Source organism: Aeromonas sp. EERV15, assembly GCF_900079845.1.
GTDB classification, from domain to species: Bacteria; Pseudomonadota; Gammaproteobacteria; order Enterobacterales; family Aeromonadaceae; genus Aeromonas; species Aeromonas sobria.
On record NZ_FKKY02000014.1, the window covers coordinates 76,616 to 89,684 of the forward strand.

The 13,069-nt window shown below is 58.1% G+C and carries 9 protein-coding genes; 8 read left to right on the forward strand and 1 reads right to left on the reverse strand.

Annotated elements, in window-relative coordinates; translation table 11 throughout:
- Nucleotides 1-20: 20 nt before the first annotated feature.
- From BN4575_RS13555 to rnd, 6 genes are all read left to right on the forward strand, one after another.
- On the forward strand, nt 21-1,940 hold the full coding sequence (locus tag BN4575_RS13555; RefSeq protein ID WP_068978554.1) for an ATP-dependent DNA helicase: 1,920 nt from the start codon (nt 21-23) through the stop codon (nt 1,938-1,940).
- Nucleotides 1,941-2,033: 93 nt separating this feature from the next.
- Entirely contained in the window at nt 2,034-2,735 is a 702-nt protein-coding gene (tsaB, locus tag BN4575_RS13560; protein WP_068978555.1) for a tRNA (adenosine(37)-N6)-threonylcarbamoyltransferase complex dimerization subunit type 1 TsaB, read from the forward strand.
- 118 nt (nt 2,736-2,853) lie between these two features.
- A complete protein-coding gene (locus tag BN4575_RS13565; protein WP_068978608.1) occupies nt 2,854-3,369 on the forward strand; it encodes a Slp family lipoprotein in 516 nt (171 codons plus the stop codon).
- Nucleotides 3,370-3,389: 20 nt separating this feature from the next.
- A complete protein-coding gene (locus tag BN4575_RS13570) occupies nt 3,390-4,256 on the forward strand; it encodes an alpha/beta fold hydrolase (RefSeq protein WP_068978609.1) in 867 nt (288 codons plus the stop codon).
- A 197-nt stretch (nt 4,257-4,453) separates the two neighbouring features.
- Nucleotides 4,454-6,130: a long-chain-fatty-acid--CoA ligase FadD gene (gene fadD, locus BN4575_RS13575; protein WP_141689802.1), complete on the forward strand. Its 1,677-nt coding sequence runs from the start codon at nt 4,454-4,456 to the stop codon at nt 6,128-6,130.
- 108 nt (nt 6,131-6,238) lie between these two features.
- A complete protein-coding gene (gene rnd, locus BN4575_RS13580; protein ID WP_068978557.1) occupies nt 6,239-7,351 on the forward strand; it encodes a ribonuclease D in 1,113 nt (370 codons plus the stop codon).
- Nucleotides 7,352-7,816: 465 nt separating this feature from the next.
- On the opposite strand, the gene rne is transcribed toward rnd, so the two are convergent.
- On the reverse strand, nt 7,817-11,032 hold the full coding sequence (gene rne / locus BN4575_RS13585; RefSeq protein WP_068978558.1) for a ribonuclease E: 3,216 nt from the start codon (nt 11,030-11,032) through the stop codon (nt 7,817-7,819).
- A 414-nt stretch (nt 11,033-11,446) separates the two neighbouring features.
- Here rne and rluC point away from each other — a divergent pair, with 414 nt between their 5' ends.
- Nucleotides 11,447-12,391, forward strand: coding sequence for a 23S rRNA pseudouridine(955/2504/2580) synthase RluC (gene rluC / locus BN4575_RS13590; RefSeq protein WP_204787377.1), 945 nt, complete (start codon nt 11,447-11,449; stop codon nt 12,389-12,391).
- On the forward strand, nt 12,391-13,035 hold the full coding sequence (locus BN4575_RS13595; RefSeq protein WP_068978560.1) for an HAD-IA family hydrolase: 645 nt from the start codon (nt 12,391-12,393) through the stop codon (nt 13,033-13,035). Before rluC ends, BN4575_RS13595 begins: the two co-directional genes overlap by 1 nt.
- Nucleotides 13,036-13,069: the final 34 nt, after the last annotated feature.

A 13,069-nucleotide genomic window follows, 5' to 3' on the forward strand; every position in this document is an offset into this window, starting at 1 on the left:
TTTTGCTGCGGGACGCCTTTTTGACCATCCAGACCCTGTTCAAGCCAGATGGCCCTCTGGCCAGCCATATCGACGGTTTCAAAGCCCGCGCTCCCCAACTGGAGATGGCCGAAGCGGTTGCGAGCGCCATCAAAAGTGGTGGCCGTCTGCTGGTGGAGGCGGGGACCGGTACCGGCAAGACCTACGCCTATCTGGTCCCTGCGCTGGAGTCCGGTAAGCGGGTGGTGATCAGTACCGGCTCCAAGAACCTGCAGGAGCAGCTCTTCTATCGGGATCTCCCGACCATCACAGGCGCGCTCTCCTACACCCCGCCAGTGGCCCTGCTCAAAGGGCGCAGCAACTATCTCTGCATCGAGCGGATGAACCGGCTCTTGATCGAATCCCATCTGCAAAAGCCTGAAATTCTCAACGATCTGGTGAAGGTCAAATCCTGGTCCACCGCCACCGATAACGGCGATGTGGGAGATATTCCGGGATTGCAGGAGAACGCCGAGATCCTCGCCCACGTCACCAGCACCAACGACAACTGCCTCGGTCGCGACTGCCCCTATTACGACGACTGCCATCTGGTGATGGCCCGACGCCGTGCCATGGATGCCCAGGTGGTGGTGATCAATCATCACCTCTTCTTCGCCGATATGGCGGTGAAAGACACCGGATTTGGCGAGTTGGTGCCCCAAGCGCAAGTCTATGTCTTTGATGAGGCACACCAGTTGCCGGAGATCGCCACCAACTACTTCGGCAAGTCGGTGGGCAGCCGCACCATCCAGGATCTGGCGCAGGATATCCAGCTGGCCTATCGGGCCGAAGCCCACGACATGGCCCAGCTCGGCAAGGCGGCGGACCGGCTTTCTATCGCCAGTCAGGATCTGCGTCTCGCCTTCGGGGTGGATGGCGGTCGTGGCAATACCCGCGACATGCTGCACCAATCGCTCTGGGGTCAGGCCTTGGCTCGTCTCAACGACGCCATCGGGCTCTGCTACGAGGTGCTCAAACTCGCGCTTGGGCGCGGCGAGCAGCTGGATCACGCCTTCGAGCGGATCTGCGAGTTGCGCACCCGTCTCGGCGAGGTGTTGGCGGTCAACCAGACCGGCTTCTCCTACTGGTATGACTGCTCGCGGCTGCATTTTTCCCTCAATTTGACGCCGCTCTCGGTGGCCGAGCGATTCAGTGCCGAGGTGCAAAAACCGGAGGTGGCCTGGGTCTTTACCTCTGCCACCCTGACGGTGGACATGCGCTTCGATCACTTTGTGGCCGAGCTGGGACTCGCGGGCAGTGCCGAGCTTATTCTCGACAGCCCGTTTGATTATGCCGAGCAGGCGCGGCTTTGTGTGCCCCGCTATCTGCCGGAGCCCAACGCCTTTGGCCGTGGCGAGCAGCTGGCCAATCTGATGATCCCCCTGATCAACAAGACGCCGGGGGGCTGTTTCTTCCTCTGCACCAGCCATCAGGTGATGCGTCAGGTGGCAGAGGTGCTGCGCCGGGAGATTGGCCGCACCGTGCTGCTGCAAGGAGAAGACAACAAGCAGCGACTGCTCAAGGAGTTTGTCGAGAATGGCCGCGCCGTGCTGGTGGCGACCAGCAGCTTCTGGGAGGGGATCGACGTGCGAGGGGCGGCGTTGTCGTGTGTTATCATCGACAAGCTGCCGTTTGCCAGCCCCGATGATCCGCTGCTCAAGGCTCGGGTGGATGATTGCAAGCTCAAGGGGGGCGATCCCTTCGCCGAGCTGCAGTTGCCCAAGGCGGTGATTGCCCTCAAACAGGGGGTGGGGCGGCTCATTCGTGATCGCAGTGATCACGGTGTGCTGGTGATCTGTGATCCACGAATGGTCAACAAGCCTTATGGCGCCACCTTTATCAAGAGTCTGCCCGCCATTCCTCGCACCCGGGAGTTGGGGACGCTGGGGAGTTTTTTCGATCGCACTGAACGCGGCGAATAATAAGTGTGCCGCCAGCTAACAGATTTGAACAACGGGTGAGCATATCTCGCTTGCCGGTTATGTAATTGACTGATTTTATAGAGATTGGAAAGCATGAACGAGTTGAAGATCCTGGCCGTAGATACCGCCACCGAAGCCTGCTCCGCCGCCTTGCTGGTGGGTGACACGCTGTTCTCCCGCTGGGAGGAGGCGCCACGGGATCACACCCGAAAAATCCTGCCCATGGTTCAGGCTGTGTTAGACGATGCCGGGATAACCTTGAATGACCTCGATGCCATCGCGTTCGGCCGCGGCCCGGGCTCCTTTACCGGCGTGCGGATCGGCATCAGCGTGGCGCAGGGGCTGGCGTTCGGGGTGGGTGTGCCGCTGATTGGCATCTCGACTCTGGCCGCCATGGCACAAGGTGCCTATCGACTGGATGGCGCCGAACAGGTGCTGACCGCCATCGATGCGCGGATGAACGAGGTCTATTTCGGCCGCTATGCGCTGATCGATGGCCGCATGCAGCTGGTGGGCGACGAGGTGGTGAGTGATCCCGCGGCACTGGTTGACGCCCGTGGCAAGCAGGCGGGCCCTGTGACCTGCGTCGGCACCGGTTTTGAAACCTATGGCGAGACCTTGGGAGGTCTTGCCGATGAGCTGGCTGTGAGTCAGGTGCGCTTCCCGGCGGCAGAAGACATGCTGCCGCTGGCCCGCGCCGCTTGGCTGGCGGGGGAGGCAGTGCCGGTGGAACAAGCGACGCCGGTCTATTTGCGTGACAAGGTGACCTGGAAAAAACTGCCGGGTCGCGAATAAGGGCAGGAGCACTGACAGCATGTCGCTCTTGCCGCTCATCAGCTGCAACACCAGCGGATGGCCCGACGGGCCACGCCGGCAACAGGAGAGTGACATGATGCGTAATACCAGAAGCGACATGATGAAACGCGGGATGATGGTCGGGGCGCTGGCCCTGCTGCTCGGGGCCTGCAGCTCGGTCCCCAAGGAGCTGGCTTATGAGCCCGAAAACCAGTTGGTGGCCTATCAAGCTGCCCTTGGCGGGATGGAGGGCAAACCGGCCCGCTGGAGTGGCGTTATCTCGGCGGTGCACAATTTAGCGGAAAAGAGCGTCATCGAAATGGTCTATCTGCCGCTCAAATCCAACGGGGTACCGGAGCAGACTGAGCAGAGCCCGGGCCGCTTTTTCGCTGTTATGAAGGGCTTTGTCGACCCGACCCTCTATGCCAAGGGGCGCAGCCTGACGGTGCTTGGCACCATAGGCAAGCCGGTGGATGGCCAGATTGGCCAGCACAAGTATCGCTTCTCGGTGATTGATACCACCTCCAGCAAGTTGTGGCCGCCAGTCAAAGAGGTGGAGGTACGCTATATGGACCCCTACTTCTACGACCCCTTCTATGATCCCTTCTGGCCGAGACGGCCGCTGCGTCGCTAAGGCTGGCCATGATCAATCCCATGATGAGCACTGTGCACGAGCGTCTGCTCACCCTGGCGGACGGGCGGCAGGTGGCCCTGCTGGAGAATCAATCCGCTGAGCATGTTCAGCAGGGCAAACCCCTGCTGATTGCCTTGCATGGCTGGCTCGACAACAGTGCCAGCTTCTTGCCGCTGGCACCGCATCTGGGTGATTTTCATCTCATCTGTGTCGATCTGCCTGGGCATGGTCACTCCGATCACAAGACCACCCCCTATGTCTTTGTCGATTGGCTGGACGATCTCTACCAGATCGTGCAGGCGGCAGGCTGGTCGCGTTTCAATCTGCTTGGACACTCCCTCGGGGCGTTGATCGCCTCGGCCTATGCCGGAGTATTTCCCGAGCAGGTAGAGCGGCTGATCATGCTGGAGGGGTTGGGGCCGCTCAGTCAGCCAGATGAGGAGGTGCCTGCCCAGCTGCGACGAGCGATTTTAAACCGCAGTCGCACCCGGGAGCGCAGTGCCAACGGTTTTGCCTCCATCGATGAAGCCGTAGCCGCCCGTTGCAAAGTGGCGGATATCACGCCGCAGGCGGCGCGCCTGATCTGTGAGCGGCAGCTTGAGATGAGGGCAGGGCGCTGGCACTGGCGCAGTGATCCCCGTTTGCGGGATCTTTCGCCCCTTAGAATGAGCGAAGGGCAAGCCCGGGCACTGATGGCGGCTATCCGTTGTCCGGTGCTGTTGATCCAGGGGGAGCAGGGCTTTGCTGCGCTGGAAACCCAATGGCAGTCCCGTCAGGATGCCTTCCAGCAGATCGAGCGGGTCATATTGGGTGGAAACCACCATTTTCATATGGAAAATTCGGCTGATACGGCCGTTTGTATCGTAAAGTTTTGTCAAGTTCGGTAGAATCACCGGCTTTCAATAATTCCAAGTTTGTCATCCCCCTCACATTTTTTCATTGTTAATTCGCTGTTAATCAATGTTGCGCTGTGTAAGTATGGGCGCATTAGAGTATCAGCTTAAAACGACCGATTTAAATGGATGTGAACAGGGACGGAGGCAACACAGTGAGTGCACAGGTGCTAGTTATGCAGGAGAAGTTCGTGGAAAAAGTCTGGCTGAAGCGTTATCCACAAGGGGTTCCCGCCGAGATTAATCCAGATCAATACAGCTCCCTGGTCGAGATGTTCGAATCCTCGGTGACCCAGTTTGCCGACCAGCCAGCCTTCGTCAACATGGGACAGACCATCACCTACCGCCGACTGGAAGAGCAGTCTCGCGCTTTTGCTGCCTATCTGCAAAACGAGCTGAAGCTGGAGAAGGGTGATCGGGTCGCGGTGATGATGCCGAACCTGCTGCAATATCCCATCGCTGTGTTCGGCATCCTGCGGGCAGGCATGATAGTGGTCAACGTCAACCCGCTCTATACCCCGCGCGAGCTGGAACATCAGCTCAAAGACTCCGGCGCCAAGGCCATTGTTATCGTCTCCAACTTTGCCCATACCCTGGAAAAAGTGGTCTACGACACCCCGATCAAGCACGTCATCCTGACCCGGATGGGGGACAATCTGGGTCTGGCCAAAGGCACCCTGGTCAACTTCGTGGTCAAGTACGTCAAGAAGTTGGTGCCGAAATACAATCTGCCCCACGCCACCACCATGCGTCAGGCGCTCATCAAGGGGCGTTTCCTGCAGTACATCAAGCCGGAGATCACCAACGACGATCTCGCTTTCCTGCAGTACACCGGTGGCACCACCGGCCTCTCCAAAGGGGCCATGCTGACCCATCGCAACATGATTGCCAACGTCGAGCAGTGCCTCGGCGTCTATGGCCCCATGCTGGAGCGCGGCAAGGAGTTCGTGGTCACCGCATTGCCGCTTTATCACGTCTTTGCCCTGACCGTGAATTGCCTGCTCTTTATGCGAGTCGGCGGCTACAACTTGCTGATCAGCAACCCGCGCGACATCCCGGGCTTTGTCAAAGAGATCAAGAAGTACCCCTTCACCTGCATCACCGGGGTCAACACCCTGTTCAATGCGCTGGTCAACAACGAAGAGTTTCAAGGCATCTCCTTTGACAAGCTCAAGCTGACTATCGGCGGCGGCATGGCGGTGCAGCGCGCGGTCGCGGAAAAGTGGAAGACACTGACCCATACTCCGCTGCTGGAAGGCTACGGCCTGACCGAGTGCTCGCCACTGGTGAGCGTCTGCCCCTACGATCTGACCGATTACAACGGCTCCATCGGTCTGCCGGTCTGCTCTACCGAGATCCGTCTGGTGGATGACAACGGTCAGGTGATCCACGCCCTCGGCACTCCCGGCGAGATGCAGGTACGCGGCCCGCAGGTGATGACTGGCTACTGGCAGCGCCCCGAGGCGACCGCCGAAGTGATGCAGGATGGCTGGCTCTGTACCGGTGATATCGCCGTGTGCGACGAGCAGGGCTTCTTCAAGATCGTTGACCGCAAGAAGGACATGATCCTGGTCTCCGGTTTCAACGTCTATCCGAACGAGATTGAAGATGTGGTCGCATTGCACCCGAAAGTGCTGGAAGTGGCCGCCGTCGGCGTGCCGCACCAGGTTTCTGGCGAACTGGTGAAGATCTTTGTGGTCAAGAAAGATGCAAAATTGCAGGAGGACGAGATTATTGCCCACTGCCGCAAACATCTGACTGCCTATAAGGTGCCGAAACTGGTAGAATTTCGCGACGAACTTCCCAAGACCAATGTGGGCAAGATCCTGCGGCGCGTACTGCGCGACGAGGAGATTGCCAAGCAATAACCGGACTGCGGCTGCAGAACCTTCTGCAAATCAGCACCGTCGTTATGCAAAACCGTGGGTCATCCCACGGTTTTTTCTTTTTGGCCCTGATCAACCGCGCAGGCACAGATGCACTATCAACTTATCACTCAGCAAGCCGAACTTGAGCACTATCTCGCTTCTCTGGCCGACGTTCCCCTGGCTATCGATACTGAATTCGTTCGCACCCGCACCTACTATCCCCAGCTTGGCCTGTTCCAGATCTATGACGGCGAGCATCTGGCGCTGCTGGATCCGCTGACGCTGGATCTCTCCGCCCTGTGGCAGCGACTGGGCAGGGAAGGGCAGATCTCCATCCTGCATGCCTCGGGCGAAGATCTGGAGCTTATTCAACATCAGGCGGGCCACCTGCCCAACCAGATGCACGACACCCAGCTGGCCACCGCCTTCCTCGGTTACGGCGTCTCGGTCGGTTTTGGTGCCCTGGTGAACGAATTCCTCGGGGTCGAGCTGGAAAAAGATCAGGCGCGCACCGACTGGCTGGCCCGTCCGCTCACCGATCGTCAGCTCGAATACGCGGCGGCAGATGTGTTCTACCTGATGCCGCTCTACGAGAAAGTGATGGCCAAACTGCGGGAAAGCGGCAAGTTTGCCTGGTTCGAGCAGGAGTGCCAAAATCACTCCGCCCGCAAGACCCAGGGCAGCGATCCCCGTCAGGCTTATCTTGAAATCGTCAACGCCTGGCAACTGGGCCGCCGTGAGCTTGCCATTCTGCGTGAGCTGGCCGCCTGGCGCCAGCAAGAGGCGGTGCGCCGCGATCTGGCCCTCAACTTCGTGGTCAAAGAGCTGCACCTGTTCAAGGTGGCGGAGCGTCGTCCGACCTCCATGCGTGATCTCAACGAGCTGGGGCTGGCCCCCATCGAGATCAAGATCCACGGCAAGCGGATGCTCGATATCGTCGCCCGTGCCCAGCAGAGCGATCCTGACAGCTGGCCCGAGCCGATTCGTCGGCTGGTGGACTTCCCCCAGTACAAGGCCGAGCTCAAGCGCATCAAGGCCATGGTGGAAGAGAAGGCCAAGGCCAGCAACATTCCGCCCGAGCTGATTGCCAGCAAGAAGATCATTCACCAGTACTTCACCTGGAGCTGGCGGATGAACGACGAAGAGCGGGCCCGCAGCGACAAGCCGATGCTGCTGCAAGGGTGGCGTCATGAGCTGGTAGGTCACCTGCTGGCACAATAAGCGCCGATGAGGCAATTTGACCCTGTTACCGGGGTTCGGATTCAGATCATGGTCAGCCAGATCCACAGCCCAGCAAGCTAAGTTTGCTGGGCTGTTTCTTTTTTAAATCCGCAGGAAGAGAGGGATGAACTCGATATCGGCAAGCACGCCCATATCGCTATATAGCACCCATAGGGGAAACTACTTATTGCAGTGGGGTGAAGTGGGCGCAGATGCTTGCTCAATATTTACACCTACTTATATGCCAACAAACTGGATATTGAATACAACGCATAAAGTTAAGTATCGAGTTCTCTATCGGAAGATATTTGCGGTTTGATCAAAACGGTTAAGCAAAGGCTAAAGGGGGGGGGGCAGGACTAGCAGGGCGGCACTAAAAGAGAGCGACAAGATGAGCGTGTGAGAGGCAATAAAAAAGCCACACCGGATGGTGTGGCTTTTGGCAAATCAGGTAACTCTGATCTGTTATGGTCGACCAGCAGGGCTGGTTGCCACGTTAACTGCAGCAGTGCTGCCACCGTGACGGCCAGAACTGGCCACTTCACTGCGAACGAGTGGCGGATGGCTCACTGGCTCACTGCTAACCTGAACGACAGGCACCTCGGCAGGGGTGGCCATAGGTGCAGAGGCTTTGCGAGCGCGAGCCAGCAAACCGGCACCTTTGTTGACCTGCTTGGCCACTGGGGCGGCAACCGCTTCCTTGGCAACAGGTTCAACAGCAGCCACAACGACGGGCTCGATCACGGCTACCTCAGCAATGACCACAGGTGCCGTTACTTCGGTAGTTGGCGCAGCTTCAACGGCAACTGCAGCTACTGAGGCAGTTTCTACCACCGGAGCGGGTGCAATCACCACGTCAGCCACTTCAACTACGTCGGCAACCGGCGCGACTTCAATGACAGGTGTCACCTCGGCAACAACAGGAGCGACTTCAATGACAGGTGTCACCTCGGCAACAACAGGAGCGACTACCACATCAGCAACCAGCAGCGCAGGTGCGGCAGTCGGTGCTGTTGGAGTAACGTCAGCCACGATAGCGTGAACCTCGGTTGCGACGACCTGATCACGGATGTCATCGGCAACAGCTTCTACAACCACATGTTCAGTCAAGGCTGAAGATGCCTGCAGTGCCGCAGCAATGGCGTCTGCGCTAGGAATAGTGACGACTGGTACGGCAGGCTCTTCCACTTTGACCTGAGCAGCATCGGCCTGGGCCGCGGCTGTCAGAGTGACATCTGCTTGCTGCTCTTCATCACGCTGGCTACGAGTATCTTCGTTGATACGCTTGCGACGCTGACCTTCAATGCGCTGACTACGTGGGGTACGCCGGGAGCGGCGTTGACCTTCGGTCTGCTCTTCCTGCTCATTACCCACTGTTGCCTCGCTCACTTCAGCTGGCGCCTCGTCAACCGGCAGGGCAGGGGCATCGGTAGCAACGACATCGACACGGATCTGCTTACGCAGTTGACGACGTTCGCGGCGCTCAGCCACTTTCTGCTCTTTTTCCTGACGCGGCTCGATCGCGGCTTCCACAGTGTCAATGGCTTCTACTGCTTCAACAACGACTTCAGCACGCTGTTCACGAGGAGCGCGGGGCTCACGGGCTGGACGTGGTGCACGGGGCTCGCGCTCTTGACGAGGTTCGCGAGGCTCACGCTCAACGCGCGGTTGCACGTCACCACGGGGTTCACGCTCCATACGCTGTTCATTACGAGCTTCAGCGCGCGGTTCGCGTTCCTGACGGGGCTCACGCTCTTTACGAGGACGGCGATTGCGGTTTTCACCACCTTCACGGTTACCGTTTTCACGTTTCTCGCCAGCTTCCGCATTGTTGCGGTTATTGCGATTGTCGTCACGACGAGGACGCTGACCACGGCCACGGGCGTCATCACGCTGGTGACGATGACCGTCATCCTTGCGAGCTTCCCGCTCAACCGGTTGTTCGGCAGGCGCTTTCACTGTGGCAGGAGCGGCATCATTGCTGAACAGACCTGCAATACCCTTGATCAGTTTGCCAAAGAAACCGGCTTGGGCTGGTGCGGCAGTGGCTGCTGCAACGGGGGCCGGGGCAGCTACAGGAGCAGGTTGTACCGGTTGGGCAAAACCTTGCAACAGTGGCTGTTCACGCTCGATCACCTGAGCCTGTTTCGGCTGGTAGGTCGGCTTGGCCACTTCGGTTTTCAGCTCATAGCTGGCCGCTTCCGCAATCTCGTTTTGACGAATGCGGGTGACTTCGTAGTGCGGCGTTTCCAGATGCTGGTTCGGAATGATGTAAACACGGACATCATTACGCTGTTCCAGGCTGGCGATGGCGGCGCGCTTCTCGTTGAGCAGATAGGCGGCAACATCGACCGGCACTTGCCCGTGCACCTGCTCGGTATTGTCTTTCATGGCCTCTTCTTCGATGAGGCGCAGGATGGACAATGCGAGGGATTCGTTGTCACGAATTACACCTTGACCCTGGCAACGAGGGCAGATGTGGCTGCTGGACTCGTTGAGAGAGGGGCGCAGACGTTGACGCGACATTTCGAGCAGACCGAAGCGGGAAATACGTCCCAGCTGAATGCGGGCGCGATCCTGATGCACAGCTTCACGCAGACGGTTTTCCACTTCGCGTTGGTTGCGAACCGGGGTCATGTCGATGAAGTCGATGACGATCAGGCCACCCAGGTCGCGCAGGCGCAATTGACGGGCAATTTCGTCGGCCGCTTCCAGGTTGGTTTGCAGTGCAGTCTCTTCGATATCGCCGCCCTTGGTGGCGCGGGAGGAGTTGATATCGATGGAGGTCAGTGCTTCGGTCGGATCGATAACGATGCTGCCGCCGGAGGGCAGGCGCACTTCGCGCTGGAAGGCCGACTCGATTTGGCTCTCGATCTGGAAGTGGTTGAACAGGGCAACTTCACCCTTGTACAACTTCACCCGATTGAGGAAATCTGGACGAACCAGCTCGATGTGAGCACGGGCACGTTCAAAAATCACCGGGTCATCGATCAGGATTTCACCCACATCGCGACGCAGATAATCGCGAATGGCACGTACGATCACGTTGCTTTCCTGGTGGATAAGCACGGGCGCAGTGCGCTCTTGTGATGCCTTGTGGATGGAGTCCCAGTGGTTGAGCAGAACATTCAGGTCCCATTCCAGCTCTTCGGGCGATTTGCCAACACCGGCAGTACGCACGATCAGGCCCATGCCTTCCGGCACGGTCAGTCCGTTCAGGGCTTCTTTCAGTTCCGTTCTTTCATCACCCTCAATGCGGCGGGAGATACCACCGGCACGGGGGTTGTTCGGCATCAGTACCAGATAGCTACCAGCCAAGCTGATAAAGGTAGTGAGGGCTGCACCCTTGGTGCCACGCTCTTCTTTATCAATCTGAACGATCACTTCCTGGCCTTCGCGGACCACTTCTTTGATGTTGGGACGACCCTGATAGGAGTAACCGGAGGGGAAATAGTTGCGGGCGATCTCTTTCAACGGCAGGAAACCGTGTCGTTCGGCGCCGTAGTCGACAAAAGCAGCTTCAAGGCTGGGCTCTACGCGGGTGATTTTACCTTTGTAAATATTCGCTTTCTTTTGCTCGTGTCCCGGACTTTCAATATCCAAATCGTAAAGCTGTTGTCCGTCAACCAGCGCTACGCGCAACTCCTCTTCTTGAGTTGCGTTGATTAGCATTCTTTTCATTGAGTTCTCATTATTGTGTCATTTTGATTTCCTCCACTTGGGTCCTGCCGGCGCCGGCCTCGGGTCTTCAGCATACTTGGGCAACCTCCCGGCTGGGGTATGCATGAGGCGCAAACTAAGGGCGCTCTGGTCGTCACTTCTCGAGAGGTGACGAGTTAAGGGTGCCGCAGTGGAGACAAATAAACGGTAATGTTTGTGTTCTCCATGCGTTGTACCTCGCACCCGGGAACCGTCATGTTCTTGTATACACGGTGTTTCGGGATTGGGTGGCATACTATTTGGCCACTTAGTACAAGGCTTGAACACAATGACAAAACCTTGTTTATTATCCCATTTAAACCTCTTTTATAGCAAGGCGCCATTTTTCAACAAACCATGCAGCCAAGGGGCCCTGGCAGTGTTAAAATCCGCGCCATGACACAGATACAACAACAAGTGCAGCTGCTCACCATCGAAGCTGAGCATGACGGGCAGCGCATCGACAATTTTCTCAAGACTCAGCTAAAGGGCGTCCCCAAGAGCCTGATCTATCGCATCCTTCGCAAAGGCGAAGTGCGGGTAAACAAAAAGCGCATCAAACCGGAGTACAAACTCTGCGCGGGTGACGTGATAAGGGTGCCCCCTGTCCGCGTTGCCGAAAAAAATGAATTGCCGTCGGCTAATCTGGGGGTTATCCAGCGTCTGGAGAGCCAGATCCTGTTCGAAGACGAGGCGATGATCGTGCTGAACAAGCCCTCTGGCATGGCCGTGCACGGTGGCAGTGGCCTCAGCTTTGGCGTTATCGAGGGGCTTCGTGCTCTGCGTCCGGACGCTCGCTTCCTCGAGCTGGTACACCGTCTCGACCGCGATACCTCCGGCGTGCTGCTGGTTGCCAAAAAGCGCAGCGCTTTGCGTAGCCTGCATGAACAACTGCGGATCAAGACCATGCGCAAGCAGTATCTGGCGCTGGTTCGCGGCAAGTGGCAGGCTCACGTCAAAGTGGTCAACGCACCGCTGCGCAAAAACGATCTGCAATCCGGTGAACGGGTGGTGCGGGTCAGTGCTGATGGCAAACCGTCTGAAACCCGGTTTCGGATCGTGCGCCAATTCGCCGAAGCGACCCTGGTCGAGTGTAGTCCGATCACCGGTCGCACCCACCAGATCCGCGTTCATACCCTGCATGCCGGTCACCCGATCGCTTGCGACGATAAGTATGGCGAAGCGGCGTTTGACGAGAAAATGCGCAGCCAAGGGCTGAAACGACTGTTTTTGCATGCCTGGAAGCTGAGCTTTATTCATCCTGCCGATGGTCGCGAGATGCAGATGGAGGCTCCTCTTGCTCCTGAGCTTGACGGCTTCCTGGAAAAACTGGCTCGCTAATGCAAGATATCCGGCTCGCCATTTTCGATTGGGACGGTACCTTGATGGATTCGGTGGGCCGGATTGTTGCCTGTGTGCAAGGGGCCGCCAGCGATTGCGAACTGGCGGTGCCAGCCCCAGCCCAGATCCGGCAAATTATCGGTTTGAGTCTTGATGTGGCCATGTCCCGCCTGTTTGGCTGTGGCGATGATGAGCGTCAGATCACCGCGCTGACCGATCGCTATCGCCATCACTATCTGCACGATGTGACTCCCAGTCCTTTATTTGTTGGGGCAGAGGCGTTGTTGCGTGGCTGGCACACCCAGGGACTGCTGCTGGCGGTCGCCACCGGAAAATCACGTCGTGGCCTTGACCGGGTATTGGATGAGACTGGGTTGCGCCCCTTGTTCATCACCAGCCGAGGTGCCGATGAGGCGCGCTCCAAACCTGATCCTTTGATGCTTGAGCAGATCCTGGCCGAGCTTGGGCTATTGCCCCGGCAGGCAGTGATGATCGGTGACTCGGTGCATGATATGGCGATGGCCGAGGCGATTGCCATGCCGCGGATTGGCGTCAGCTGGGGGGTCGATAACCGTGATGCCCTCAGTCGTCACCGGCCATCGGCAGTGGTGGATACCATGGCTGCGCTGCAACAGTTATTGTGAATGCATGAATCCCATCGATAAAAAGAGCCCGGCC

Excerpts from the sequence above, each read along its gene's own strand:
- tsaB (WP_068978555.1), top strand. The coding sequence starts at position 2,034 with ATGAACGAGTTGAAGATCCTGGCCGTAGATACCGCCACCGAAGCCTGC.
- BN4575_RS13565 (WP_068978608.1), top strand. The coding sequence starts at position 2,854 with ATGATGAAACGCGGGATGATGGTCGGGGCGCTGGCCCTGCTGCTCGGG.
- BN4575_RS13570 (WP_068978609.1), top strand. The coding sequence starts at position 3,390 with ATGATGAGCACTGTGCACGAGCGTCTGCTCACCCTGGCGGACGGGCGG.
- rnd (WP_068978557.1), top strand. The coding sequence starts at position 6,239 with ATGCACTATCAACTTATCACTCAGCAAGCCGAACTTGAGCACTATCTC.
- rne (WP_068978558.1), bottom strand. The coding sequence starts at position 11,032 with ATGAAAAGAATGCTAATCAACGCAACTCAAGAAGAGGAGTTGCGCGTA.
- rluC (WP_204787377.1), top strand. The coding sequence starts at position 11,447 with ATGACACAGATACAACAACAAGTGCAGCTGCTCACCATCGAAGCTGAG.
- BN4575_RS13595 (WP_068978560.1), top strand. The coding sequence starts at position 12,391 with ATGCAAGATATCCGGCTCGCCATTTTCGATTGGGACGGTACCTTGATG.